Source organism: Aeropyrum camini SY1 = JCM 12091 (genome assembly GCF_000591035.1).
Classification (GTDB): Archaea; Thermoproteota; Thermoprotei_A; order Sulfolobales; family Acidilobaceae; genus Aeropyrum; species Aeropyrum camini.
In genome coordinates, this window is the sequence record NC_022521.1 from 737,887 (window position 1) to 764,052 (window position 26,166).

Here is a 26,166-nt window from a genome sequence, read left to right on the forward strand (position 1 = left end):
AGGGAAACGCTTGAGGAGAAGGTTGCATATCCCTAAAGGGAATAGAAAGATAGCCCCGATGAACCGGGGTAAAACCTCCTGGATGGAGGCCGCATATCCCTAAAGGGAATAGAAAGAACACTCTTTTCCTTAATAATGAATTCTTGATCTTGGCCCGCATATCCCTAAAGGGAATAGAAAGCAGTCTAAGGGTGGGTACACCTGTGTACAGAACGAGAGGGCATATCCCTAAAGGGAATAGAAAGCTAACTCTCTTTCCAGCCGTCGGTTCAGGCGGATCTTGACAATACCTAAAGGGAATAGAAAGCTAACTCTCTATTACTGATAAGAAACGGTAAGACGCTGCATATCCCTAAAGGGAATAGAAAGTTAAACTCTCAAGCCTGTTATATTTATCAGCAATACTAGCTGAGCATATCCCTAAAGGGAATAGAAAGTACGTGAGGCAGTATCTGGATGGTGACTGGGGGTGGCTGGCATATCCCTAAAGGGAATAGAAAGCTCAGCCTCCCCAGCAGCTCCATCGCCACATGCCTCGCCGCATATCCCTAAAGGGAATAGAAAGTACGCCATGAGCCCGAGGTACAGCGAGCTGGTGGGCAGGCGCATATCCCTAAAGGGAATAGAAAGCGCCTTGTCGTCGGGGAACCCCATGTACTTCAGCTCCGCGTGCATATCCCTAAAGGGAATAGAAAGCCTCCCAGCCCGGACTTTACAGAGTCTTCTATAAACTTCTCGAGCATATCCCTAAAGGGAATAGAAAGTTACGTTTATTTTTGTTGCACCCACGGGCCTCGACTGATACGTAGGCATATCCCTAAAGGGAATAGAAAGAGGAACCTGGCTACCAGGCTTGCTAGTCTCCTGGCGTCCGCATATCCCTAAAGGGAATAGAAAGTGCTTCGAGGCTGGGAAGATGGCGTGCTAGGTGAGTTAGCACGCATATCCCTAAAGGGAATAGAAAGAGCCCCCTGGCTCCATGGAAGCGTATAGCAAGAATAGTACCGGGCATATCCCTAAAGGGAATAGAAAGAGCCCCTACCTCGCCGCGGGCGAACCCGACCCCAGATGGCATATCCCTAAAGGGAATAGAAAGATGGTGATGTAGGCCTCCAGGACGGCCATACTGTGTAGTGGCATATCCCTAAAGGGAATAGAAAGAGGCAGGCGGGGGCTGAGGGTGTGGGTGAGAGGATAGGCAGGGCGCATATCCCTAAAGGGAATAGAAAGGCAACCTCGTCAGGCTTCCACACGTTGCTAGCCACGGCCGCATATCCCTAAAGGGAATAGAAAGTCGCAACCTCCTATCTGGCCGTTGTCACCGTTGCGGGCATATCCCTAAAGGGAATAGAAAGGGCAAATACTGTGTAAGGTCTACGGATGCCGTCTGCGCGGTTGTGCATATCCCTAAAGGGAATAGAAAGCTGCATGAGCCCGTGTGTGCTGCTGGGCGGTATGCCCAGCGGCATATCCCTAAAGGGAATAGAAAGGGCCTGGGACCGCGGCTCTCGCCTGGCTAGCCCTCTACAGGAGCATATCCCTAAAGGGAATAGAAAGGCTATAGTAGCGTAGGTGCCAGAGTTGTTGAGATCATATTGGCATATCCCTAAAGGGAATAGAAAGATGATACTCGAGGAGTATGGGGGGTGATGGGTTGTGGAGCGCATATCCCTAAAGGGAATAGAAAGTTCATAACAGCGTTTAGCCAGGTCACTCACACCTATCCACCCCAGCATATCCCTAAAGGGAATAGAAAGATGCCACAGCTCAGCCTCTATCTCACTGCTAGCCAAGCTGCATATCCCTAAAGGGAATAGAAAGGGCGGGCGTGGACTACAGGCTCCAGCCGTACCTGCCAAGCATATCCCTAAAGGGAATAGAAAGAGGCGGTGGTAGCGGGGGCTCGGGCGGCAGCGGCGGTGGCTGCATATCCCTAAAGGGAATAGAAAGCAGGTTGCGTTGACCGGTCTTCACGAGTTCACCCACTATCTGCGTATCCCTAAAGGGAATAGAAGGTTTGGACATTTCGTCTATAGGTCTCTTTTACATAAGCATCGTTGAAGATGCTGGGATAAGTTTGAACTATAGGGCAGGCATACCTGGCATGTAGAGGTGGAGCATATCTTAAAGCAGCGTCCTCCGCTTATTCGGAAAGAGAAAAGATAGAGCAAAAGTCAGTAGATGATAATGACATATATCGTTATGCCAATGTTAGTGTCGAGCGGGAAAAGAGTTCCAATGTGCCCAGTAACTTGGAGGTCATGTTACACTATCGCCGTTAAAATCATAATTCATGAAGGCCGTCTCTCTGAACCTTTCAATCGCTAGATATTAGATAGTTCCGAACAGCGTTTTCCCAAGATATAGCAGATTAATTAGTTTTATCCAGCGTTAACCTGTTCCTGGATATACTTGGTTTTTGTTTGAAGACAGTCTTCATCTATCCTGCTGGGGGTGCATGGAGGTTTATTTACTCGATATACATGCCGAGGAGCCACATATGCCATAATTATGTAGTTAGTATATTAATTTCCTCACGGGGTTAAAGAGGTGTTTTGGTTTATCGTTTTATTGCTATTACGGCGATTGCAAGTAGCAATATTGCTATTGCTGCGAGTATTTCTAGGGGGATGCCTTGTATGTATTGTCTTATCCCGTCTCCCTCGTCTTCAGAGTTGTCTACTCCTGTTTCTGTCGGGCTTTCCTGCCCTTCGGTGACTACTACTGTTGTCTGGCTTGCTGTTTGTTGGCTGGTGGTTGCTGATGTTTCATTTTGGGACTCTGTGGTTGTGCCTATCGTTGTCGATTCCTCTTGGAGGGATGCCTTGAGGGTGGTTATGTAGAGGGAGTGGTCCTTCATGTTTGAATAGCCTGTTCTAAGTGCGTCTGTCGCGTCTACTATGTTTAGGCCTCCAGTAAGGTCTGACGCCGGTTTTAAGGGTGATGTAGTCTTAGATCTGGGTATGTCTATAACTGTTATATCCTCTCCGTCGAATGTGTTGCTGGTAGCTGTTGTGTTCTGTAGCCCTGCGTCAAGCGCTCCGGGTATCCACTCGGCTGCCACCATAATATCATCCCCTCTAGCCGCCATATCCTTGAACATTATGGCCCCTTCGAAGCCTAGGGTGTACGCTGCTCCCAGAGCTCCGGTGTCCGTTAGGTGTGCTGTTATGAACCCTTTTGACGCGTCTGGGCTCGTATAGTTACCCTGGAATATGGATCCTGCTGTCAGAACCATCCCATCTTTTATCATAACGCCTTCAGCAACTCCACTCCCCGCTTCGCCTTGGAACTCTACTGTCGACGCCCATACAGGCTGCATGGTGGCCGGGTTTAGTGTTATGGTGGCCAGCTTACCCATGTTATCCATGCCCGTGTAGAAGCCTGAGATGGCTACTACACCGTTTCCCGCATCAACCCGAGCATTATGCAGGCTCATATCTTCAGTGCCAGGTATTATGAGTATCCTGGAGTCTACTATACCCAGAGTCTCGGCCGATATCTTGAGGGCCAGCATCTTGTAGGGGGCTCCCTGGACTCCACTCTTGTACACGCCCGCCGCATATATGTAGCCGCCGCTGTATACGGCGTCCCCGACGTAGGCTCTGCTGTCGGGGGATGAGCCTATCCTGAACATGCTGGGTTGGCTCAGGCCGCATTTGCCGTCGAACCTCGCTATTATCACAGGGTTCTCTGCGTAATAGCTATCGAGGTTGTTTATAGAGGCGATTAAATAAGCATTTCTCCCGTCATGGACGATAGCCTCTCCACCGCTCTGGAAACCACCCGTTGAGGGTCCCTCCTTCAGTTTCTCTAGGGTAAAGCCGTTTTGACAGATCACCTCCCCTTTGCTATCGAAGCCCACCACACTAAACGCGGTGTTGAAGCTGTACCGCCAGACTGTGGATACATGGAGAAGCCAAACCTCCGTAGACGGGGGAGCGGCGATATCCCCGATCCCGCCTGACTCGCCTTTCCGGGTGACTACCACTACATCCCTGGAATGCTCATTAGTGTACTGTTGGTTGGAGTAGGTAGAGTATATCAGTTTGAGCTTTGAGGAGGAGGTGCTGGGAAATAGTGCGAGGAACCCATAGGTTTTTTCCTCGTCTTCCATCTGTTGGAGTGCATACCCGCTTACAACACTCAAACCACTACCAGACGATACTGCCAGCGGGTTCACTTCGAGAAACCTGTTGGTATCGAAGCCCGAGAAAACACCTATAATAGAAGGATCTTGAACGGTTGTAATAACTATGCTTTGAGAGGACCCTACAGCTAGTGGAAGCGACCCGGCAAGCATTATCGCCAATAGAATCAGAGCGGGTGCAAGTCTCAATACCACACGAGTACCAGTCACAACACATACTCCGGTGCCAACACCTGTTAATTCAATAGTTGGTATGATTCCCTGACATATTATTTATAAATATATAATTTCAGCCATATTCAGCCATATAGTGAGGGCCTTCACGACTCAGTCCTACGGGCTGTCGAGAACATAAAGTATGCCTACGGTTTGGCATGATTCAAGGTTTTGCGCCAGGATATCCATGAATATCTCTTTTGTTAGCTAATGATAAGAATACGGGGAGAACTGCAATGATAAGAAATGCGTTTCCCACGATATTGTCAGCCTGCGTGGTTTATCCGTACCACGAGGCTTATGCAATATTATAAATGTTTACCGTTTGTTTCTCGATTAACTACTCTTTAGATAGTTGCTTCATGATTCGTTATTTGGTTATTGTCCTTGGCGCGTTCACTAGTTGTGGCTCCTTGGGGGGATTTTAGGGAGTGGAGTGAAGTAGAGTATAGACTAGACGATGTATCGACCAAGTCTAGGAGCACCCTTCGGGCAGTGCTAAAGTATGAGAGGGGTTCGGGTGAGGCTTATCCTGTAGTGCTTATACCCGAAACTCTGGTTTCCGGAGATGTTCTAGGTAGGTGTAGGGATCCCGAGTGTTATAGAAAGGAGGTCTACGATGCTGTTGGGAAGGATGCGAGCATGTTTCTCGAGGAAATGGGTGTTGGGGAGAGTAGAGTTTGCGTAATGCCTAATATAGGAGACTATAGCATGGCCAGGTGGGAGATCCGTGGCGTCGACTTGAACATAGTCTCGTACTACTCCTCAATGGCCATGCTCTGTATGCTGGGGGTGGGTTTGGAGAAGAGTGTTGACAGGGTCGTGGTGGACCTAAGCCATGGCATAAACTTTATGGTGAAGGCAGCCTACCGTGCCGCCATGACGTCCTCCAGGCTTTTGAGCGCTATAATGGGTAGGGAGGTGGAGATAGTGGTGTATAACAGTGAGCCCTATAGGAGGGGGGTTGAGACGCTGGAGATACATAAAGTAGATGATGAGGTTGTGACGCCAGGAAGAGCCGCCTCAAGGCTAGTTTACTCGTATTATCAGGGGGTGCACAGGCTGAATTCTAGTGTTGATGTGGTTAAGGCTGTGAGGATAGACAGAAGCCATAGTATGGGGCGTGAGGCTAAGAAGAGGCTGAACAGCGACAGTCACATTAAGGCGGTAAACAAGTTGTTGAAGATCCACGGTATGCAGGCGGCGGCGAGCGTGTATTTCAGCCTGCCACTAGCCGCCCTCCAGGTTGGAGCCAACGCTCTGAGGGACGTGGGAAGCGTTGAAGAGGCGGTTAGCCAGCTTAGAGGCACCATAACTGCGCTGCAGGAGGCGATGCCCCTCGTGGATATCTCGCACGGGAGGGTTGTTAGGCACTATGGGGGTGTTGATTACGATATTGTTAAGAGCGCCCTGGCGGGGACTGCTTTGACGGTTTACACCATGAGACTCTATAGGGACTTCGAAGGTAACGGTGTATACTTTAGCGGCGGAGTGGTGGAGGCGGAGCTAGATACCCTAGAGAAGGTTGTAGAGAGGCTGCCCGGCCCCCTACAGTTTGTTAGTATGAATGAGATACACAGGGAGAAGTCTACAGAGCGCGAAGAAAGCGGCGAGGGCCCGGCTAAATACCTATCTGAATCTTGTATTGGGCATAACGTTCAGGATAGGAACTTCATAGCCCACGCTGGGCTAGAGAGGAACCTAGCATGCAGGAGAGGAAGCAGGGTTAGGTATCATGAAAGCGCCGCAAACGGGGGAGAACTCTACAGGGTGTTGGAGGAAAGTCTCAGAAAGACGATGAGGTTTCTATTCGGAGGAGACCAGGGCTAGGTCACCCACTCAAACCAACGCGGCTGCGGGCAGAAACATTTAAAATGAAAAATTGTGAATTTTTATGGCAGAGCGAGTTGGATGTTTGATGTACTACTGCCACTTAGAGAGGCTTGTAGGAGGCTTGGGATTAGTTGTCGTACGAAGAGGTGGATTTACTCTGACAAGATAAGGCGGTTAGAACACCAATAGGCTGGTGGATCTGGGCGAATCCTCATCAGATGGGAGTCCTGTGCCGTTGGCCTCGACAGCCACCCATGACCCCATAACCCTTTCCTGAGGGTTATGGGCGATGTGGAGTAGGAAGTCCCTAGAGGTGACATTAAACAACAGTAAAATGCATGGAATGACCCTCTAGGGACAAACGGAAGAGTAAAACACACCAGGGGCTCTAGGCCCCTGGGGGCTGTGTTTACATAGTTTTCTATCGTTGTTTATGGTGGGCTACCGTATATGGGGTCTAAGTCTCCGTCGTAATCTAGCTCATTGTTGCATAAGCCTTTTTCTCCCTCGGCCGTAACGTTTAGGTGCTGGAGGTTGTGTTCTTCAAGGATTGGCATTAGCTGTAGGATGATTTGTGGTAGGCGGTAGGGGTTTGTCCTTATAGTGAAGTCTATCTTAATCGTCATTTCCCACTCTCTCATCTCCCCTAGGCTCTTCTGGGCCTCGGGCATCTTGCCCTGCTCCCCAGCCCCACAGCCAGGGCGGGGCTGGCGTGTCTTACTATATCGCCTGTCCTACCTTAAATTGTTTACGCCTCCCCCTCTCCCCGGGTTGCCCTTCTCTTCGCCGCTATGGCTGCGGCGAGTATGAGTATGTAGGCCGCCTCCACCGGTATTATCGTGGCGGGTATTGGTTGGAGGGCGTTCTCGCTGACAAGGCCGAGGACGAGCCTCATTAGTATGTAGGGTGGGAGGGATAGGGCGAGGTAGAGGGCGGCAGAGGCTATCGAGGCCCACCTGCTGTTTGAGAGTAGATATGCAGCCGCCAGTAGGGGTGTGAGGGCTGCTGATAGCGTCATGAGCTCCAACGTTGGCAGGCCTAGGGTGAGGGAGGGCGTCACCCCAAACCTCTCCATCAGGCTGAGCATGCCCAGGCTGAACCTGCCTGGCCAGTGCCAGTAGGCTATTGTGTAGGCGGCTGCCGTGGCGTAGGCCGCCGCCGCGGCCGCTGGCCAGCGTGGTAGCCGTTGTCTCGAGGCGTAGAAGCCGGCGAGCACCGTGGCGGCGAGGAGGAGGACCGCAGGGGCTATCCTGGGGGGGCTCCAGGGTAGGCTGGTTGCGAGGACCTCGCCGGAGGCTCTGGCCACCGCTTCACCGCCGAGTATGAGGGGTATGATGGGTATGCCCGGGAGGAAGGCTAGGCCGTCGCTGGAGGGCCTCCACTCCACGCCCCCCGTAAGGAGGGTTGTCCACCCCGCCTCGGCCCGAGAGCCCTCTCGGAGGAGGGCTGATGCAGCCTCCACTCCGCCCTCTCTGAACTCCTCCAGCACCCTGAGGGCCGAGTCCATCCAGCCGGGGGCGGGCTGGTAGTGGTTGTTGTTGCCGCTGAAGGCGACTGCGACAGTGGCCCCGGCCTGCCTCAATGCCTCAACGGTGGCGGCTAGACCCTCTGTGGGGAAGTACTCGTCGTGGCCGGAGAAGAGTATGTAGAACGCCTTACCCTCTAGGAGGCCCTTGCTGGCTGCAAGCTTTATGTAGGAGAGGGGGTCTGAGGATGAGAGCTTCTCAACCGTCTCCCCGTCGACCGGGGCGTCGGAGGGGCCTACGAGGTTCGCCAGCCCGCCCGACTGGATCATGCAGGATAGGCAGCCCGAGGCCACTATCGGTATGGCTAGCGTGACGCTGGGGTGTAGGGAGGCTACAGTGTAGCTGGTGAGGCCGCCCATGGAGACGCCCATAACCGCTATTCTACCTGGCTCCGCCCCCAACGCCTCGGCAGCTTCAACCGCGCGGACCCCGCTCAGGTAGACGTAGTAGAGGAAGAACTCGCCGGGCTCCAGGGTGGTCGCCCTGTCCCTCCACGACTCGCCGCCGGGTATGCAGGACTCCCCGTGGCCCGCTGCGTCTATGGAGAGCACCTTAAACCCCCTTAGAGCGAGTTCGTAGGCTATCTTATACCCCCCTAGGGTCTCTTCGAAGAACGTGTGGTCGCCCCCGAGGCCGTGGACTAGCAGTATCCATGGACCCTCAGAGGAGGGGGAGCCGTATAGCCACCCGTATATCCTGCAGTCGGGGGTTCCGGGGAGTAGGCTGAAGGATATTTTAGCCACGCTTATAGTGGAGCCCCTGTAGCTCGCGGCCTCAAAGCTCTCAACCCTAACGTCAAGCCCTCTCGACCAGTCGAACCCCCATAGCTCCCGGTAGAGGTCCTCGCCGAGCGGGGGAGGGGTTATGTAGGTGTCTTGGGAGGGGTCGAGGACAGTGTAGAGGTTTATGTAGCCTATGAAGAGGAGCAGAAGGAATACGGCCGCCGCAACCCTATGGAAAGCCAACCAGAACCACCTTGACATGCAGCTACCGCCGAGCCCGGCATAAGCAATAGGGTTTAGATTATGATCCGGGGGTTTTCAGCATGGCATGTTGCCTGTGTAAATATACGACAAGTTTTACCAAGCTTTCAGCAGCCTCCAACGGGAGGATGGTGGAGGGGAGGGGATGGGGTTGGCTAGATGGTGGCATTCACATTCATGCCTCCACAGACTTTGCACCGTATGAAGGCGAAGCTGATCTCGCTCGCAACCCTACGCCCCAAGAGGTCCTCAGTACCCTCGGTAGCCTCACCGGAAAACCTCTTCTCAGGCTCGAGAGGGCTCTGTAACAGGGAGTAGGTGCCTCCTGTAGAAGACTTTATAGGCACCGCGTATTCCCGCAATCCCTGCTTCCAACAATCGTCCAGCCCACTGGCTGCTTGGGCTGGGGGAGGTCCTCAAAACTCACGTTGCCGGGAAGTGGAAGTGTGGGAGGGCAGCCTTCATAGCAACAGTCCCTCACTACTTAATGTCTCCCTCTTGCATCTATTGTCAACTGATTTCCCGCTATTTTATGGGTATTTTCGGGATTTCAACTGTTGATCCCCCGCTGGTTATCCCACTTTCGGCTGTGTAATGTGTTGCTCTCGGTTCGGGGCTTCGGGCATATTTGTGTATAGATGCATTGCTACACTATATATACTTTCAGGAGTTTCTCCATATTATGCTAGGCTTATCGGGGCTAGGGGGCGGTTATGGCTTTGGGTTTGTTCGGGGTTTTTCTCTCTGCCAGGATGTTTCTCGGACGTAGGAGGATTGTGGCTGTGCTTGTTGTGACTATCATGCTTCTCGCCAGCATACCCTACATGGCGGGAGCCGTGTCGAGGCTTGGATCAACCATCATGTTGGACACGTTCCTCGAGAGGTCTAGGCCCCACCTGGCGCTGCACCTGTGGTTCCCCGGCCCGGTGGATAGCGGGGTTTTGGATGGGGCTTCTCTAGATGTGTCGGGCTCTCTGGAGAGGCTGGGTTTCGAGGCCTGGTCACGTGTATATGTTGTTGAGGCTGGTCTGGCGGTTGTTGGGGAGCAGGGAGGAGGGGGGCCTCCTGTGCCCTCTCACCCCTCTGATGAGGTTGTGCGCGTGCTTGACGATACCATCATGATTAATGGACGGGTTTACAGGGTCGTTCCCATCTACCTCGTAATAGCCCCGCGGAGCCTCGACCCCGGTGCTCTTGGCTTAGCTGGGGAGAAGATTCCAATCTCTAGCCCGGGAGGGGGTGTTGTGGACGTGGTTGTTGCTTCGGCGCACCCTCTAGCCTCTACCACAGTTGAAGTGGGAGGCTTCCAGGTCCTGGGGGTTGACTACAGGGTGCTAGGGCATGCTCCAGCCGGACTAGGGATCGCGGTAGAGTCTATAACTTCCTACAGGCTCTACGATGACGGTTTTGGGATGTACAGGGCCTGGGGCTACGCTATTTTCCTCTATACGGCATCCGACGATCCAGAGGTGCTCGCCCTCGGTATAGCAAGTAGGTACGCAGAGGCGGCTTCCTCGGGCGAGGTCCTGTCCAGGGAGCTGGCGGAGGCCGTTGAGCAGGCTGCACGGGGAGGGCCAGCCGTTCTCCCTCCGAGGCCTCTGATCGAGGCCATGGATAACGGTCTGAGCCCCGAGGCTGCTGGGCGTCTGGTGTCGATGGTTATCATGGCTGACTACAAGCCAGGGAGCCTTGTAGACTATGTAATACAGGGCGACGTCAACCGTTTCCTCAGCCAGGTGGAAGCCAGGATTGGGGAGAGTCTGCTTGAAGATGCTGGAGTATGTCTGGCGGGGCTCGACATTGTTGGTCAGTACGTGCGGACAGGCGGGTCAACCCCCCTCTGCAGCCCCGGCGCCGGGGGGGCCAGCTATAAAGCCCTCGCCCAGGCAGTCATACTAGCTCCCCCAATCGGGGGAGGCCTATTCCTCCTGCAGAGTATCGCCTCCCTCGCAGTAGTCTCCGCGGTCCTCGCAGCCCTCCTAGTCTCGGCCCTCCAGGCTGGGACAGCTGTTATCCAGTGGATACTGGGTGACATGAGGCCCTGGCTAGCCCTAGCCATAGCCCGGGGCGCCGGCACGGCCACCCTCAGAGCCTCACTAGCCCTGGCCGTGGCCGTGCTAGCGGTTTTCTCGATACTACTCGGTGGAGTGGCCTCATCCATCTCCATACCCGTGATGGCCTCAGCCCTCTTGGGCTATAGCGGCGTGCTAGATGTGTGGACCCTACTCTCCAGCCCCGGGCTCTGGATATCCTCCCTGACTGTCGCGGTTCTCGGCGTCGGCGTGGCCCTCATGTCTAAGTTGGGCGGGCTTAGGGATATCAGCCCTGTGGAGGCGGTGAGGAGGGTTGAAGCTTTGGAGAGGGGGCACAGTGCTAGGGGGCGTAGGGTCCAGGTTCTACTAGTAGCCCTGGCGATAGCCTCCACAGCCCTAGGCCTCCACGGGGACCCCGAGGCTGTGCTTAACTGGGTGACCGATAGGCTTGGCGGTATTGTGGCGCTCCCTCTGGCTTTCATACTGCTCGCCGCCTTCTTCCTATCGCCCCTGGCTCCCGCCATACTCGTGTCAACCGTATCAACCGCCCTGGCTGGCGGACAAGGGGCCTACATACTTCTCGCCAGGCTCCCCACTAGACTTCTACCCCGGCTATTCCCAGGCTTCACAGCCTCATCTGCCCTGAAGATGAGAGATAGGATGGCGGCGTCGTCAAGGGTGATGGCTCTAGCCTTCGCAGCGCTTATATCCTTCGCTCTCGCACACGGGTTCGCACTATCCCTTGAGGAAACCGTTGCAAGACTGGCCCGGGGACCCTATGACCTAGTCTCCCTCGTAGCCGCCTCCAGAGCTATGGCCGCCGCGTCACTCCTGGCCGCCGCAGCGGCGGCTGCAGTATATCTGGCCACAGCCTACGCAGGTGTAGCTGGAACCGTTGAGGTCCTCGAGAGGGAGGCTGTCGTCCTGAGGGCGAGGGGCGCGGGTAGGAGGGAGGTTGCAGCCTTCATATACGGCAGCCTCCTACCGCTCGTGCTCTACTCCGCAGCCGTGGGACTAGCTGCCGGGATTGTAGGAGGTGTCTCCCTCCTGGCAACATTCAAGACGGCCAGCCTGACCGTCTCACCCGATATACCTGGCGAGATAGGCCTTCCCCTGCCAACCCCAACGGCTCCCGCAGTAGCCTTAGCGATACTACCCTTAGCCGCAGCCCTCCTGCTACCGATGGCGACGAGTGCAATCGCAACCCGCGAATCAGACCTAGCCCGGGCCCTAAGGTCATGAGGTGGCTGGGGATGGTGGGGGAGAGTAGGGAGGACATCGCTGTTATCGTGGAGGGCGTTGTTAAGATCTACGAGTCTCGTGGGGAGAGGGTTGTCGCCCTCAGGGAGGTCGGCCTGGCGGTGGCGAGGGGCGAGGTCCTCGCCATAATGGGCCCCTCGGGCTCAGGCAAGACCACCCTGCTGAACATAATAGCCGGTATAGACAGGCCGAACGCTGGAAGGGTTGTTGTGGACGGCTTCGAGGTGTCAGGCGCGGGAGAGGAGGAGCTGAGGAGGTTCCGGCTGGAGAGGGTGGGGTATGTGTTCCAGCAGCACAACCTCATACCCACCCTAACCGCCCTGGAGAACATACTACTCCCCATGTCCATGGCGGGAAGGCCCAGCAGGAGCCGCGGCCTCGAGCTACTCAAGAAGGTGGGGCTCGAGGGGAAGGAGGGCCGGTATCCTGAGGAGCTGAGCGGTGGCGAGCAGCAGAGGCTCGCGGTTGCGGTGGCCCTCGCCAACGATCCTCCAATAATCGTGGCGGACGAGCCTACGGGTGAGCTTGACATTGCAACGGGCGAGAGGATTGTGAGGATACTTCTCGAGGAGGCCCACGGCCGTGGCAAGACTGTTGTCCTCACCACACACGACCCGCGGGTTGCCCGGATGGCCGATAGGGTGGCCGTCCTGGAGGACGGGAGGCTCCGGGGCATCTACAGCCCCCAGAGGATAGCGGGGGGCGCGGGCCTGGGTGAGGTTGAGGCCGAGAAGGCTGTAGAGGCTGCTCTTAGAAAGATGATGGAGGAGGCTAGGCTGAAGCTGAGGGAGGCTGAGGAGAGGTTCAGGAGAGGGGAGATAGGGATAGATGAGCTTATAAATATATACACCAGGTCTAGGGCGCTGGAAGAGGCTGTTAGGGAGGAGCTTTCAAGACTGGGGGTCACAGCCTAGCCCGGGGGGTGAACGGGGGTTTGGGCGCTGCTGAGCCTGCTGTTGAGGTGAGGAGCATCTGGAAGAGGCTAGGCGGCAGGTGGGTTCTCAGGGATGTGAGCCTCACCGTCCCCCGGGGTGTCGTGTACGGTGTGGTTGGGCCCAACGGCGCCGGGAAGACGACGCTGTTCAGGGTCATCCTAGGGCTGTATAGGGCTGAGAGGGGGAGTGTTAGGCTCCTCGGAGAGCATGTGGAGAGGGCGGGCCCTGGCCTCTTCAGGAGGGTGGCCTATCTTCCCGAGGATGGAGAGCCCTATAGGAACATGACTGGCCTAGAGTTCCTGAGGCTCTACGCCTCTATCTACGGTGTGGAGGAACCCGAGGGGTATCTGGAAGAGGCCTCCAGGCTGTCAGGCCTGGGCGAGAGGCTTGGGGATAGGGTTAGGTCGTACAGCAAGGGCATGAGGAGGCGCCTCCTGGTGGCGGCTATGCTAGCCCTCAAACCCTCCCTGGCGGTCCTAGACGAGCCGACTGCCGGGCTAGACCCGGTGTATAGTGTGGGTATCAGGAGGCTCCTGGGGGAGTACAGCTCGAGGCACGGGGTCACAGTGCTCCTATCGAGCCACAACATGTATGAGGTGGAGAGCGTGTGCAGCGAGATAGCCATGATATCCCGGGGCGGCATAGTCTACACAGGCACCCCCAGGGGGGCTGTAGAGAAGACTGGCGCCGCGAACCTGGAGGAGGCCTACGTAGCCCTAGTCTCAGGAGGGGGCGGCGGGTGAGCCTAAGGAGGGTTCTCCCCTTATTCATGGTGAAGGAGCTGAAGGAGGTCCTCAGGGACCGGACCCTCCTCTTCAACCTAGTCCTCTCACCAATGCTCGGCGTGATCGTGTGGATCGTCATAGTGGAGGCTATATTCTCGGGCTCCATAGCACCGCCAGCGAGTGACGGGGGGATGCCGAGTGTTGAGGGTCTAGCGGTTGTTGACCTCGACCAAACCCCCCTCTCCCAGGCAATAGCCAAGGCCCTGGGCGGGAGGGAGGCTGGGAGTGTTGACGAGGCGGTTAAAGTGGGGGCGAGGCTGGTGCTGGTGATACCCGAGGGCTTCACCTCCAGCCTGCAGCAAGGCGAGAGGGCGGGAGTGAAGCTTTACATCATGGCGGGTGAGGTCCTCAGTGACGAGGGGGTCCTCGGTGTTTTCCGCTACAGCGGTCTAGTCGAGGCTATAGACCAGGCTCTCGAGCTAGTGGCTAGGCAGGTGCTTGGCATACCCTCAGCTGAGGACCTGGTTAGAGTGGAGGAGAAGCCCCTCGGGATCCTCCAGGGCAACCCCGCCTCACACCTCCTGATACTGTTCATGCTGCTAATGGCCTCCTTCATAATAGGCTCGTTCCTCCTACAGGTCTCCGCCATAACGGTCGGCTACGACAGGGAGCAGAGGACCCTTGAGCTCCTCCTCGCAACACCCCTGAGAACCCGGGGTTACGTGGCGGTGAGGCTCGCTGGCGCAGCCGCGATGGCGTCAGTGGGCCTCATATCCCTCATAGCGAGCTTCGCCCTCATGATTGTATACGCTGCGGTTAGGATACCCTCGGCCGTAGGAGGAGAGGTCACAGCGGGAGAGCTTGCGTCGCTCCTCGGGGAGGCCGCGGAGAGGCTCGCCCCCACTCCCGGACAAGTCCTAATGGCTCTGGCTGGAATTGGGGCCGCAGCCATATATACTCTCACCCTAGGCCTCATCCTAGGCTTTATAGGGGCTGGGGATGTGAAGTCGGCGCAGACGGCCTCGGGGATGTCAGTGTTCATATTATTTATACTACTTTTCCCCCTGGCCGCTGTACCCTACAGGCTACCTCACGCGATCCCCCTGGCCCTACACCCCATAACAGCTGCGCCAGCCGCCTACCTGGCCTATGCTAACGGGGACACTGACATGGCCCTGGCTATGCTCGCCTCGACGCTGGCAGGCTCCGCAGTAGCAGTGGCGGCTGCGGTGTGGCTCTCTAGGCCGGAGAGGCTCTTGGCACTAGGCTCGGACGGGGGAGGCATTTTTGGACTCTTACGCCGCATAGGAAGGTCTAGTCGAGAGAGCTAGATTACCCAGTTCCTAGAACATGCATAACACTGTCCGCTTCAGCCATAGCCGCTGGCCCGCATGCCTCTGAACATCGCTTGAGCAGCCTCTCCCCGGCCAGGAAAAGCCCTAGTGCCTGAACTGCGAGTCCCAGGGGGTTTAGAAGGCCTAATGTCGCTATCGTCAAGGCGTTAATTAGGATGCCTGAGGAAACGAGTAGGATTTCGATTCGGCCGCTCACCGCATTCAGCCTCGAGAGTGCGGCTGCTCCCGATGCAAGTGTAATAGCCACTGCTGCAAGATAGGTCAGGAGGCCGGTTAATATGATTTCAGCCGAGAGAACGGGGTTCAGGAAAGCGAGAGATAGAACCCCAGCCGAGACTAGCATGGGAGAGGCTACGAAAAGCCTGGATAAGATCTGAAGAAGCCTTTTATCCTCATCCTTCTCGGCAAGAAATGCTCCTTCACGAACGACAAAATGGCTTTTCATCATGTAGTAGAGCCATGCAGCAAAGCTAGCAAGGGCTAGCTGACCTAGTGTGAGTTTTAAAACTACCTCTCCGAACCCTCCAAGATCCAAGTAGACCTGGTTCTGGAGGAGCCGGGCAAAATTGCTCCAGCCCGACACCAAAACACCTCTTCCTTTGTAGGGTTCGGCCAGCCAGGGGAAAGGATCGAGGATATAATGGTGATGAACACTACCATGAGTGTAGCTGAGGACCTAGCGGCCAGGCCTAGAACACTGGCTACACTATAAGCTATTAGATTGAAGTATCCTTTATTAAGCATGTCTTCTCTCTGGCTAGTAATGCTAGTACTAGTCTTCATCGAGTGCCTCCGGCGTCATGATACAAATTGTTTGACCCGCCATTGAAACAATGGCGTCTAGTACTAATATCTTAAGTAGCTACACGATCCTGCTAAAGTCCGTGGGAAACGTTTAAAAGTAAAAAGCTTCTCATTTCACTCTAAAAGGAGTTCCTCATGACATGGTTTGCCTCCGCCGCCCTAGCCCTGCCATAGCTGGTTTCCAAGGCCCCTTCTAGCCTCTTACCTACCACCACAAGCCCTACCACAAGACCTCCTGGCCCGAGAGGACTTATGGGCATGTCGGGGTTTGCTAGGGTTACCCAGGTGACAGCTAGTGAGAATATGGTTAGGAGTACGGCTGGAGGTGTAACCTGCCCTAAGGGGTGTATATGTTGTACAGCCCAAGTCACCGCCACGGCAATGGCTAGAAGGTAGAATGTTATTGAGGCTACTAGTAGTGGCCTGGTTAAACCGTGCTCCTCGACTATCGAGTAGGGGCTTGGCAGCTTGAGAGCTTGATAAAGAGCGTACACTAGCGAAGCCGCTAGTAGCGCTAGCGTTACGGCCAGACTGGCTGCGATTAGCCTAGCGAACAGGGCGTCGCTCCCCCGCTTGAGTAGGAAAAAGGTCCTCCTCAATCTCTTTAGGCTTGACAGGCTGAAGTATGACAGTATCCCTAGTGACGTCAGCGTGAGTACCAGCAGGAATACCACTGCAGCAATGTAGGCGAAGCCCGAGATGCCCGGCCCCCTCTCCCCGAAACTCTTTTTCAGCTTTTCAGCTAGGCTGCCGAAAGGGTTAAGTACCTCCTCGAGTGGAGCGTCGCCCGGATTATCTCCCACTATCAGGTATCTGAGGAGGGTTATGGATAGTGAGAATACCAGTAGGGCTAGGGACCCCATGATAAAATGGTTTATAGCGTCTTTTGCTGCGAAAGCGGCTAAGCTTCTGAAATTTTGGTTGTCCCGACTAACATATCCCATAAACTGTACCCCGGAATCTATTTTTCAATACTACAATTTAAATTCTTATATTTAAGAGTATGCGATAATAAAACATATTCCATAATAGCAGTACATTACATGTTGAGAACCTGAAGCGGGTTTCTAGCCGCAATAGCAATGCCATAATTAGTTTTCCAATATATTCTTATTCTTATAAATATATTCTTATAAAAACATTTTAAAACAGTCTATATAGCTGGGAAGCAACCCGGGCTAGATTTTAAACGGGAGCCTATGACCCTAACCCCGGGGAGTTTGGGTTGGAGGGGTTCGAAACCCATGTTGTCGATAGTCTTATAGACGATCACAGGTATATCCTGCAGGCTCTGGACGTGCTTGAGGAGTCCGTGGAGCTCCTCGCCCAGGGGAGGCTGCCGCCCTCCACTGTGGCCAGGCTCGCCCGGTTTCTGGAGGAGTTCGCCGACGGCTGCCACCACGCCAAGGAGGAGGCGGCTCTCTTCCCCTGTATGGAGGCCCGCGGCCATCCCTTCAGGGAGGGTGGTTTGAAGAGGCTGACGTGCGACCACGGTGTGGCTAGGTACCTCCTGCGGGGCCTCCTGCTCGAGCTAGAGAAGCTCGAGCGGGGGGAGGGTTCTGTTGAGAGGGTTAAGGGCTATGCGGCCAGGTATGTGGAGCTCATCAGGCGGCATATAGACTATGAGGACCTGGAGGTTTTTGAGGAGGCTAGAAGGCTTGTGGCGCATGGAGAGATGGTTGGGGAGGCTGGGAGGATCGACAGGGAGACCGGTAGGGACAGGTTGATAGACGAGTTTTACAGGCTCAGAGACGAGGTTGAAAGGGCGGGTGGGTAGGTAGCGGCGGCGGGGACAGGTTTATGGAGGCCCTCGAGAAGCTATCCCTCGGCATACTCCGGGTCAACACCTACGTAGCCGCCGCCCGGGGGGAGTGCCTGGTTATAGACCCTGGGGGTGCTGAGGTTCTCGACCTGCTCTCCCGCCTCGGCTGCCGCGACGTGGTTGTAGCAATCACCCACGGCCACTTCGACCACGTGGCTGCCGTGGAACCCCTGGTGGCCCGCGGCGCTGTCGTGGCGGCACACCCTCTGGCGCCTAGGGTTGCCGAGGCCTATGCGGAGCTCGGGGTAAAGATGGGCTACCTAACCGCTACCCCGAGGTTCGGCGTCGACATCGAGCTCAGCGAGGGCAAGACGCTCGAGGCCGCGGGCCTTAGCCTCAGGATACTATACACCCCGGGTCACAGCCCCGACCACATAGTCCTCCACGAGCCGAGGCTTCGGCTGGCCTTCACAGGAGACCTAATATTCATGGGGTCTATAGGCCGGGTGGATATAGCCCTGGGAGACCCAGCGGCTATGGAGAGGAGTCTGGCGAGGATTGCGAGGGAGCTCCCTCCCGAGACGAGGCTCCTCCCGGGCCACGGCCCAGAGACTACGCTGGGGCGCGAGCTCCTCCACAACCCCTACCTCCAACGCCTAAGTCCTTGAGCCGGGCTGGAGGGTATTACAGCCTCTGGGCTAACGATCTCTCTATAGGGTGGTTGCGTGGCCGACACCGCCTTCAGGCTTGGCCTGGTTTTGAGTGTTGCAGGCGCATCTGTCAAGGTAGCGGGTAGCCTGGCCTACGGCTCCAAGGCTCTCCTGGTGGACGGGGCTACGTGCATCGCCGGTATAGCGGCTGGTATAGCGGCCCTCTACTGGCTCCGCGCCTCCCAGGCCCCGCCCGATGCTGACCACCATTTCGGGGCATGGGAGGCTCGCTTTCGGAGGCGTCTCCTTCATGCTTGTGGCGTATGGTGTGGCCGCGGGCTTCGGGCTTGCATACCTCGCCAGGCCCGGGGCCTACGAGGTAGGGTTCGGCGCCGCGGTTCTCGGGCTTCTGGGCCTCATCCTCTACACCGGGGCGGTGGCGGCGTTCAGGAGGAGCCCGATCGTAGGAGGGGCTATGGCCGCCTTCACCGCGTCCGAGATCTTCGAGAGCATAGTGTCAACCGTCTCAGCCTTGGGGGGCTTCGGCCTCGGCTACCTGGTTGACTATATTGGGGCATGGGCTATAGAGGCCTACCTCCTATACGAGCTCCAGGCCCACGCCAGAAGCCTTGTGCACCACCTCTCCGACATGGCCTCTGAAGAGGCCGCCTCCCAGGTCAGGAGGGAGCTGGAGGCGAGGGGATTCAGGGTCGTCAGCGTCAGGGTAAGGACGGTGGTGCCAGGGAGGTATCATGGAGACGCAATCGTCCTACCGCCCTGTGGGATGGACCCTCTCGCCGCGGACATGCTCGCGGACGAGGCTGTCTACGCCCTTAGGAGGATGGGGGTGGACTTGACGGTGCATGTTGATTTGAGCGGCCGCCTCTCCAGGAGGGAGTGAGCCTCGGACGGCCCGGGGGGGTTTGGGGCGTTAAAGTCAAGTGCCACCGCAGTCCCAGCTTTCACCGGGGTGGGCGTGGGGGTTGGGTGGGTGCAGGTTTGACGTGGCTCTGAACTTCCCCATGGATGGTGGAGTCTCCGAGGTCCTCTCGGGCCTCAGGGTCTACTCGCCTCAGGCGAGGTCCTCTGTTCGGGATATGTGGGGTGTTGTGAGGTCCTCCCGCGTCTTCATAAACGCCTTCAGCCCTGTGGACGCCAGCCTCCTCAGGGATAGGGGGTGCCTCGAGCTCATAATATTGGCGAGCACGGGCTATGACCATGTGGACGTTGGTGCCGCTGGGGAGGCTGGGGTGTGTGTGGCGAACCAGCCGGAGGTTATTACCGAGGCTGTGGCCGAGTATGTGGTGGGCGCTGTGCTCGCCGCTCTCAGGGGGGTGGTTGCAGGCCACATCTATACCCCCCGGTGGGCCCGGGAGGGGTGGCCTTCCCACATCTCCGGGCTGCTCCTCAGGGGGAGGAGCGTCGGCCTCCTTGGGGCTGGTAGGATTGGCCAGAGCGTTGCTTTCAAGCTAGCCGCCCTCGGCGCCGGCCCGTTCTACTACTACAGCAGGGGCAGGAAGCCGGCGCTGGAGGCTGTTCTGGGGGCTAGGCGGCTTGAGCCCCCTGAGCTGTTCTCCAGGTCCTACATACTGGTCAATAGCCTGCCGCTCACAAGCGAGACCCGGGGGTTCGTGAAGGCTGGCCTACTGCGCCTTCTACCCCGGGGCGCCGTCTATGTTAACGTGGGGAGGGGTGGCACCGAGGAGCCGGGGGCTGTTGAGGCCGTGGCGTCTGAGAGGGAGGACCTCTACTTCGTCCTCGACGTACACCCCGAGGAGCCCCTCCCTCCTGATAGCGGGAGGATGGGCCTCCACAGCAGCCCCCGGGCGATAATAACGCCCCACATAGCGGGGGCTTCGAGGGAGAGCATGGCCGCTACCAGGCTTCTCGCGGCGATGCAGGCTAGGGACTACCTGGAGAGGGGCTGCGTCTGGAACCCCGTCAACGGGGCGTGCAGAGAGTGCCCCTCACAGAGGCTTGGGCTGGATGAGGCTATAGCCATGGCCCGCAGGCTCCTCGGGGTCTAGAGGACTAGCCTCTCCTGCTCGTACCTCCTCCCCTCGAGGCCCATCCACCTCACCGGCATCTCGACCCCGTCGTATAGCTCTACGGTCTCTAGTCCGAGGGCGACGGCGGCGGCGACGCGGCCTATGCTGTCGCTCTTCATTATGCCGCTCCCGCTCGTCCCCGCCGCCACTACTATCCCGCTGTCCCAAGGCTCGAACACGACGGGGTTGGCGTCGAAGCTTATGTCGTAGTGGCCCGCCCACCCGCCGCTGGGGTAGGTGTCCTGGAACTGGGGTAGGTAGAGGGAGAGTATGGGTAGGATGGCGAGACTGTAGTAGTGCTCCTCCGGCTGGGGGTCCTCCTCGAGGGCGAAGGGCCTCCCCAGGTTGTCGCTCAGCTGCACCCAGAAGCTCTGCTCCCGGGGGGCGGGCCTTACTAGGACCCTTTTCGGAAGTATTATGAGAGGTGGAGCCCCCGCGCCGGAGAGGTCGCCCTCCCTCATGATCCTCCCGAGGCCCTCGGTCGAGGCTGAGACCCGGAAGACCATTCTCTTCTTCGGCCTGCTGAAAGTGTCTATCCCCAGGGGGTTCAGGAGCCTGTTGCTCCACACACCAGCAGCTACAACCAACTTACCGCCCACCTCAACCCTGGTGCCGTCGCTGAGCGTGACTGCGGAGGCCCTGGCCTCCTGCCAGGGGAGTGGTTCACCCTCGATGCCCAGCTCGACCCTCGGCTTGAGCTCGACACCTACAACCCTCCTTCCGAACAGGAACTCAACCCCGGCCCCGGAGGCCCGGCGGTAGTAGTAGTCTACAACCTTCTCGGCGTCTAGGAACCCGGCGCTCCTTATGAGCACCGCCCCCTCAACATCACCCACACCCAGGACCTCGGCCTCCTCGCCCCCCGACACCCTAGTCCTCATGCCGAGCCTCTTCTCAAGCTCCTCCGGGGGTATGATGAGGTAGTCTCTCCCCTCCTCCCCCGCCTCCTTCAGAGGCCCTTCAACCTCCCTCCACCTCTCCCTGTCGAACACGAAGAGGTAGCCGGACTTGACGAGCCCCAGGTCCTCGCCCCTCTTCTGGGCGTCCTCGAACAGCCTCACCGTCGAGCCCGCGACCAGCCTGTTCATCGTGCTGGAGAAGAAGGTCCTGAAGGCCGCCATGCTCCTCCCGCTATCCCCCGAGCCCGGGGCGTGGCCGGCCTCGACTACGAGAACTCTACCGCCGCTCCAGAGCCTGAGGTAGTAGGCGGCTGCGAGGCCAACAACGCCAGCGCCGACCACTACATAGTCGAAACGCGGCAATAAAGCACGCACCTCCAGGTACGGGCTCTCCTCGTGACTAGTGTTAGGGTGGAGGGGCAATATTCTAGAGTAGGGGCACCGTTATGAGCCGCCCCGCGGAGCCTTCTTAGGACGACCTTGTTCTCAGTAGTCGTTTAACCCTGTCCTCAAGATCCTCAAGGCTCTGGGGTCTGCGGCCTAGGGCCGCCTCCACCTCCTCAGCGAGGCCTAGCCTATCAACCACCAGCGCCGAGGACCTGGATAGGGCTTGCCTCCAAACAGGCTTCCTTAGAGCCTCCCGGAACTCCTCCGGGGTCATAGGAATTATCTCGACACCCTCCCCCACAACACCCGAAACCATGTCAAACCTGTCGAGGAGCCTGACACCCCGGAACCTCGGCGAAACAACCAGCAGATCTATATCGCTCCACCTGTTGAAATCCCCTCTAGCGAAGCTGCCGAAAAGTATTACAGTAGCATCCCCTAGGTGCTCCACAATCCTCGAGGCGGCCATCCTCGCCTTCTCCAGGGCAGAAAGCCACTCGTCAAACCTCTCCCTAGGCACCCTCACACTCCTCACCCAGACACTCCTCCACAGCCCTATACACCCTCACCGAGCATTCCAAAGCCTCCTCCGCATCCCTGCGAGTGTAGTTCTCGAAGGGGGTAGCACCGCCTGGCCAGGCGTCTGGATACCGCGTCGGCACATACATCTTATTGAGAAGAGCTATACAATCCCTTAGATCCTCAAGGCCCGGGCAAAGGCTCTTCGCCCTCCTCCACAGGCCCATAAGGTCGTGGCCGAAAGACTCCACCCCACCAGCCCTGAGTACAGCCTTTAGAGAGTACTCTGCAGCCTGGTTAGCCTTGAAACACGCCCAGCTATAGAAACCACCGTCATAGTCGGACCTGACAGACTCCAGCGTGTACCGCGCCTGCCTCAGCCACCTATCCGCCTCCTCGCAGTCTAGAACCAACCAAACCCCACCCCGCAGGCAGGCCCTGAGGGGCTCGGCACAGTACGCGCTCTCCACAGCCCCCCGTCCACGGGGGGCTTGGCTCCCGGATTCCTCCTCACCGCCCCCGCCTAGTCTATTGGAGGCCTAGGGTTTCAAGCTGTTTCAGCACGTATCCTCTTATGTCGTCGAGGCTGGGCAATCTCTGGGTGAGGCGGCCGTCCTCGAGGTACTTCTGGGTGAGGGGTTCGCAGTCCGTCGGCTCTTCTCCAAGCCTCGCCACCCTCCTCTCCCCCTGGCATTGGACTATTGACCTGGCGCCGGGGAGCTTGCCCCTCTTAGTCCTGGGCCTCCACTCTCCATTCTCGTAGACTTCCACCACGTCCATGCTTATGTCGATGTTGGGTGCGGCCGCTATAGTGGTGCCGACTCCGAAGCCGTCGGCCACGTCCCTGAGCTCGGCCACCTTCTCCTCGTCGAGGCCCCCGCTAACGAATATCTTGACGTGCCTGTAGCCGTGTATGTCGAGGGCCCATCTAACCTCCTCCACGATATCCCTCATCCTCCCCCTCCTGCTGCCAGGCGTGTCGAGTCTCACGCCGGCGAGGACCTCTCCCAGCTCCCTAGCCGCCATCAGGGCCTCCTCTCTCTCGTCCCAGAACGTGTCCACGAGCGCTATGATGGGGGTCTCGCCCTTGAACGTCTCTGCAAAAGCCCTCCACGCCTCAACCTGGCTCCCGAACACTATTATGAGGGCGTGGGGCATGGTGCCCCGAGGCTCGACGCCTAGGTAGTCCCTGCTCAAAACACCGCTGACACCGTCGAGCCCCCCTATGAGGGCTGCTCTATCCGCTGCCGGCTGTACGGCCGGGTGTAGAGCCCTGAGGCCGAAGAAGAGCACAGTCTTACCCTTACCAGCAGCTAGCCTGACCCTCGCAGCCTTGGTGGCTATGCTGGTGGAGAACCTGAGGAGGCCTAGCAGAGCCGTCTCAAACAAGATTATATCCTGGAACCTGCCCTCGACGACCATTAGAGGGTCTTTCCTCCGGAACACCGTCCCCTCGGGGATGCTGTATACTGTCACGGGCTTTCCCTGGAGGAGGGCTAGGGCCTCCTCGAGCCCAGCGTAGACCGCCCACTCATAACCCCGGGGGAGGCTGTAGGCGTGGACCTCCATCCTAACCCTCTTCCCGCCCACACCATACTTCTCCGCCACGTGCCTAGTCCTGATGAAGTAGATGTCGGTGGCCCTCCCGCCAAGTATCTCGCCTAGGCTGGCCATATAGAGACGGGGCCCCCTCTCCCCCAACCATCAACACCAGAAACAAACCTGTCGCCCGGGCGCGGATTTATAGAAGCCTCCTAACCGCCAGAAGCGCCAGAACCCGTGCGCTCTCCTGCTGCAGCCCCGGCCTGGGGTGTGGCTGGTGAAAGAGCTGCTGTGAGTATTGAGACGGTGTAGAGTGTCAGCCCGATAGCCCTAGCTATGCTTGAGAAGGCTCCGAACACAGGCAGCAGCCGGCCCTCCCCTCCCGGAGCCAGGTAGTGGGGAGCGAGGCTCAGCAGGAGGCCCATTGTCTGGGCTACGGCTCCTGCTACGCACGCGGCCCTGGCGGCCCGGGATCCAGAGGCGGAGGCAACCAGCCACACCCCAGCGCTGGACAACAGTATGCCGAGGATGGCGGTGGCTAGCATAATCATGGCTACACTGCGGAGCAGCTCTACAGCACTACCTCCCCCGAATGCCCCGGAGTATATCGCATAGCCGTAGACCGCACTCCTCACCGCTGATATGAGGAAGAATATAGATAAGAGTAGGAAGCCCAATGGGCCCCGGCTCCCCGGTGCCAGTAGACCCGCTGGAGAGCCCACGATGGATACGACCAGGGAGAAGGCCGTGATTGCGAGGTTGAATAAGTTCAGCGTCTCCGGCTCCATAACCCCAGGCCGAAGAACATGAGGGCTACAGCAGCGGATAATACCCCGGCGAGAGCGAGCCCTGCTAGGCCTATGGGAGCCACTATGGCTGCGGGAAGGGCCTCCCCCAAGCCTTGAACCCAAATTCCCTTAAGTTGAGGTCCTCAGCGACTTATCCTTCCAGGCTGTAAGCGCTAGCCCCGCCCGCTGAGCCTCCTCACATAGAACAAGGTTACCCCAAGAAGCACCAGCGTTATTACGCCTCCCGTCACAGCAGCCCCCACCTGCCCACCCCTAAAAGCCTCGAGCGAGGCTAGAGCGACCACGAGCGCGGCGAGGCCGTCTACCAGGGCCATGGGTGCCGAGAGTATCCTGGCCACCGTCCCTCCGCGGAGGGAGGATACTATGAAGACTATGTTCCCCACTATAAACATTCCGAGCGTGATAACAAGGTATATGAGGAATATCACCAGGGCGCCCAGGCCCCCTCCCCGAGCCTCCGAGTAGACGTATCCCAGGAGCACGACGCCGCCGACAGTGAGCAGGAAGCCTAGTATGCTGCCTATGGCCGAAGCCACGCCGACTATACCACGGACACCCACGCTTCAGCCCCCCGTTGACGGTGTCTTGCTCCCCGCTAATAGAGGGGCTTCCTCGGCCTCAGCACCGTGTAGATCATGTGGACCCAGCTGCCGCAGAGTATCCTGGAGTGAAGGAGGGATAGCTCCACCCTTATCTCCTCCCCGTCGAACACTCCTGGGCACTCAGCCAGCCCTACACCCCCGCCGAACATGAAGGGGGCTATGGTGACCCTTACCTCGTCAACCAGCCCCTTCTCCAGCATGGCGCAGTTCAGACCCCCTCCACCCTCCACCATTAAAACCCTCACGCCCAGCTCCTCCCGCAGAACTTCGACAGCCCTATCTAGATCCACCCTCCCCCTCCCTGCTTCAACAATCCTCACACCCCTCTCTAGGTATGGCCTGAGCCTCTCGCTGCTGTGGCCCTCGGTAGTTATGAGCACACTCCCCCTGCGGAGACCCGCGACTTCCGGAGGAACCCTGAGCCTCGAATCCACTATAACCCTTAGTGGGCTCCTCCCGGGGACGAGCCTCACGTTTAGCCTAGGCTTATCAACCACCGCGGTCCTGCTGCCCACCATGACTGCGCCTGCTGAAGCCCTATACCTGTGCTGGAGCTCGAAGTCCTCCCTACAGCTGAGGAGGCTGTACCCGGTGACGCTGGCGATCCTGCCGTCGAGGGTTGCTGTGCTGAAAATAAATGTGTAGGGTCTGGCCAAGCAATGGCACCCGTGTCATCCTGGTGGGGGGGATAGGGTTTTAGAGAGTATGCCCGCTATATGCTCCGCCGCCTCCCGAAGGCTGGGGTGGAGGCTTTTCCTCTCGAGCACAAGCCTCCCCTCCCTGTCCAGCCTCGCGAGGCCTGCCACGAGGAAGTGGTCTACAGCCTTCTCAACTTCCTCCGGGGAGAATAGTGCTGGGCTCCTGCCGCTGTACACCTTGGCGAGCTCCAACACTTCGCCAGGGGTGCGGGGCCCTAGCCAGAGCACGCCTAGAAGAAATTCCCTCCTGGTTAGTGGGGGGGTCAAAGTATGCTCACCCTGTCCACGGTTGTTAATGCCAGGCCAAACGGGGGGTCTCCGAGAGTGTTTTCCTTCACCGGGGGCTGTGGGGTTGGAGCCTCTGGGATACCCGTGTAATACGCGGTGTAGCCGGTATTACTCTGGACTCCCTGCTCTGGGCTCTAAAACC

At 57.6% G+C, this 26,166-nt stretch carries 24 protein-coding genes, 1 pseudogene and 1 CRISPR repeat array (1 of these 26 only partly in view); of the genes and pseudogenes, 10 read left to right on the forward strand and 15 right to left on the reverse strand.

What is annotated here, in order from left to right; genetic code table 11:
- Positions 1 to 2,016: direct repeats of the CRISPR family, unit length 25 nt; unit sequence GCATATCCCTAAAGGGAATAGAAAG; it begins 173 nt to the left of the window's first position.
- A 544-nt stretch (positions 2,017 to 2,560) separates the two neighbouring features.
- Positions 2,561 to 4,360 (reverse strand): hypothetical protein, encoded by a 1,800-nt coding sequence (locus ACAM_RS04010; protein ID WP_148706405.1) that lies wholly within the window; start codon positions 4,358 to 4,360, stop codon positions 2,561 to 2,563.
- 393 nt (positions 4,361 to 4,753) lie between these two features.
- On the opposite strand from ACAM_RS04010, the gene ACAM_RS04015 reads away from it, so the two are divergent.
- Positions 4,754 to 6,196, forward strand: a complete 1,443-nt coding sequence (locus ACAM_RS04015; protein ID WP_158318593.1) for a CRISPR-associated DxTHG motif protein — start codon at positions 4,754 to 4,756, stop codon at positions 6,194 to 6,196.
- Between the two features lie 434 nt (positions 6,197 to 6,630).
- Here ACAM_RS04015 and ACAM_RS04020 read toward each other — a convergent pair whose 3' ends face one another.
- From ACAM_RS04020 to ACAM_RS04030, 3 genes are all read right to left on the reverse strand, one after another.
- The gene (locus ACAM_RS04020) at positions 6,631 to 6,870 is read right to left on the reverse strand and encodes a hypothetical protein (protein WP_022541534.1); all 240 of its coding nucleotides are present in this window, start codon (positions 6,868 to 6,870) and stop codon (positions 6,631 to 6,633) included.
- A gap of 77 nt (positions 6,871 to 6,947) precedes the next feature.
- The gene (locus tag ACAM_RS04025; RefSeq protein ID WP_022541535.1) at positions 6,948 to 8,690 is read right to left on the reverse strand and encodes an alpha/beta fold hydrolase; all 1,743 of its coding nucleotides are present in this window, start codon (positions 8,688 to 8,690) and stop codon (positions 6,948 to 6,950) included.
- A gap of 173 nt (positions 8,691 to 8,863) precedes the next feature.
- Positions 8,864 to 9,055, reverse strand: a complete 192-nt coding sequence (locus ACAM_RS04030; RefSeq protein WP_148706408.1) for a hypothetical protein — start codon at positions 9,053 to 9,055, stop codon at positions 8,864 to 8,866.
- A 366-nt stretch (positions 9,056 to 9,421) separates the two neighbouring features.
- On the opposite strand from ACAM_RS04030, the gene ACAM_RS04035 reads away from it, so the two are divergent.
- From ACAM_RS04035 to ACAM_RS04050, 4 genes are read left to right on the forward strand one after another with little or no spacing between them, the layout of a single operon-like run.
- On the forward strand, positions 9,422 to 11,983 hold the full coding sequence (locus ACAM_RS04035; RefSeq protein ID WP_148706409.1) for a hypothetical protein: 2,562 nt from the start codon (positions 9,422 to 9,424) through the stop codon (positions 11,981 to 11,983).
- A gap of 11 nt (positions 11,984 to 11,994) precedes the next feature.
- Positions 11,995 to 12,915 carry an ABC transporter ATP-binding protein gene (locus tag ACAM_RS04040; protein WP_022541538.1) on the forward strand — a complete coding sequence of 307 codons (921 nt, stop codon included), beginning with the start codon at positions 11,995 to 11,997 and terminating at the stop codon, positions 12,913 to 12,915.
- A gap of 20 nt (positions 12,916 to 12,935) precedes the next feature.
- Positions 12,936 to 13,679 carry an ABC transporter ATP-binding protein gene (locus ACAM_RS04045; protein ID WP_022541539.1) on the forward strand — a complete coding sequence of 248 codons (744 nt, stop codon included), beginning with the start codon at positions 12,936 to 12,938 and terminating at the stop codon, positions 13,677 to 13,679.
- On the forward strand, positions 13,676 to 14,992 hold the full coding sequence (locus ACAM_RS04050) for an ABC transporter permease (protein ID WP_022541540.1): 1,317 nt from the start codon (positions 13,676 to 13,678) through the stop codon (positions 14,990 to 14,992). Before ACAM_RS04045 ends, ACAM_RS04050 begins: the two co-directional genes overlap by 4 nt.
- 1 nt (position 14,993) lies before the next feature.
- Here the strand turns inward: ACAM_RS04050 and ACAM_RS04055 are convergent, their stop codons facing one another.
- Together ACAM_RS04055 and ACAM_RS04060 are read right to left on the reverse strand one after the other, a co-directional pair.
- Positions 14,994 to 15,599, reverse strand: coding sequence for a hypothetical protein (locus tag ACAM_RS04055; RefSeq protein WP_148706410.1), 606 nt, complete (start codon positions 15,597 to 15,599; stop codon positions 14,994 to 14,996).
- Positions 15,600 to 15,939: 340 nt separating this feature from the next.
- A complete protein-coding gene (locus ACAM_RS04060; RefSeq protein WP_022541542.1) occupies positions 15,940 to 16,764 on the reverse strand; it encodes a hypothetical protein in 825 nt (274 codons plus the stop codon).
- 281 nt (positions 16,765 to 17,045) lie between these two features.
- Here ACAM_RS04060 and ACAM_RS04065 point away from each other — a divergent pair, with 281 nt between their 5' ends.
- The 5 genes and pseudogenes from ACAM_RS04065 (at position 17,046) to ACAM_RS04080 (ending at position 20,259) form a co-directional block, all read left to right on the forward strand.
- The gene (locus tag ACAM_RS04065; protein WP_022541543.1) at positions 17,046 to 17,597 is read left to right on the forward strand and encodes a hemerythrin domain-containing protein; all 552 of its coding nucleotides are present in this window, start codon (positions 17,046 to 17,048) and stop codon (positions 17,595 to 17,597) included.
- 23 nt (positions 17,598 to 17,620) lie between these two features.
- Entirely contained in the window at positions 17,621 to 18,250 is a 630-nt protein-coding gene (locus ACAM_RS04070; RefSeq protein ID WP_022541544.1) for an MBL fold metallo-hydrolase, read from the forward strand.
- Positions 18,251 to 18,307: 57 nt separating this feature from the next.
- Positions 18,308 to 18,460: pseudogene (locus ACAM_RS08555) on the forward strand (hypothetical protein); the annotation flags it as partial.
- A 28-nt stretch (positions 18,461 to 18,488) separates the two neighbouring features.
- A complete protein-coding gene (locus tag ACAM_RS08460) occupies positions 18,489 to 19,133 on the forward strand; it encodes a hypothetical protein (protein ID WP_232502313.1) in 645 nt (214 codons plus the stop codon).
- An 82-nt stretch (positions 19,134 to 19,215) separates the two neighbouring features.
- The gene (locus tag ACAM_RS04080) at positions 19,216 to 20,259 is read left to right on the forward strand and encodes a 2-hydroxyacid dehydrogenase (RefSeq protein ID WP_022541547.1); all 1,044 of its coding nucleotides are present in this window, start codon (positions 19,216 to 19,218) and stop codon (positions 20,257 to 20,259) included.
- Here ACAM_RS04080 and ACAM_RS04085 read toward each other — a convergent pair.
- The 9 genes from ACAM_RS04085 to ACAM_RS04120 form a co-directional block, all read right to left on the reverse strand.
- The gene (locus tag ACAM_RS04085; protein WP_022541548.1) at positions 20,256 to 21,542 is read right to left on the reverse strand and encodes an NAD(P)/FAD-dependent oxidoreductase; all 1,287 of its coding nucleotides are present in this window, start codon (positions 21,540 to 21,542) and stop codon (positions 20,256 to 20,258) included. The genes ACAM_RS04080 and ACAM_RS04085 overlap by 4 nt on opposite strands.
- 106 nt (positions 21,543 to 21,648) lie before the next feature.
- Entirely contained in the window at positions 21,649 to 22,092 is a 444-nt protein-coding gene (locus ACAM_RS04090) for a nucleotidyltransferase domain-containing protein (RefSeq protein WP_022541549.1), read from the reverse strand.
- The gene (locus ACAM_RS04095) at positions 22,079 to 22,498 is read right to left on the reverse strand and encodes a HEPN domain-containing protein (protein WP_148706413.1); all 420 of its coding nucleotides are present in this window, start codon (positions 22,496 to 22,498) and stop codon (positions 22,079 to 22,081) included. Before ACAM_RS04095 ends, ACAM_RS04090 begins: the two co-directional genes overlap by 14 nt.
- A gap of 115 nt (positions 22,499 to 22,613) precedes the next feature.
- Positions 22,614 to 23,759: a nicotinate phosphoribosyltransferase gene (locus ACAM_RS04100; RefSeq protein ID WP_148706520.1), complete on the reverse strand. Its 1,146-nt coding sequence runs from the start codon at positions 23,757 to 23,759 to the stop codon at positions 22,614 to 22,616.
- 80 nt (positions 23,760 to 23,839) lie between these two features.
- Entirely contained in the window at positions 23,840 to 24,415 is a 576-nt protein-coding gene (locus ACAM_RS04105; RefSeq protein ID WP_022541552.1) for a hypothetical protein, read from the reverse strand.
- Positions 24,397 to 24,525 carry a hypothetical protein gene (locus ACAM_RS08485; protein ID WP_256205045.1) on the reverse strand — a complete coding sequence of 43 codons (129 nt, stop codon included), beginning with the start codon at positions 24,523 to 24,525 and terminating at the stop codon, positions 24,397 to 24,399. The genes ACAM_RS04105 and ACAM_RS08485 overlap by 19 nt, the downstream gene beginning before the upstream one ends.
- 63 nt (positions 24,526 to 24,588) lie before the next feature.
- Positions 24,589 to 24,996 (reverse strand): hypothetical protein, encoded by a 408-nt coding sequence (locus tag ACAM_RS04110; protein ID WP_022541553.1) that lies wholly within the window; start codon positions 24,994 to 24,996, stop codon positions 24,589 to 24,591.
- Positions 24,997 to 25,031: 35 nt separating this feature from the next.
- Positions 25,032 to 25,694, reverse strand: coding sequence for a dihydrofolate reductase family protein (locus ACAM_RS04115; RefSeq protein ID WP_022541554.1), 663 nt, complete (start codon positions 25,692 to 25,694; stop codon positions 25,032 to 25,034).
- 15 nt (positions 25,695 to 25,709) lie between these two features.
- Positions 25,710 to 26,003 (reverse strand): hypothetical protein, encoded by a 294-nt coding sequence (locus ACAM_RS04120; RefSeq protein WP_022541555.1) that lies wholly within the window; start codon positions 26,001 to 26,003, stop codon positions 25,710 to 25,712.
- Between the last annotated feature and the right edge of the window lie 163 nt (positions 26,004 to 26,166).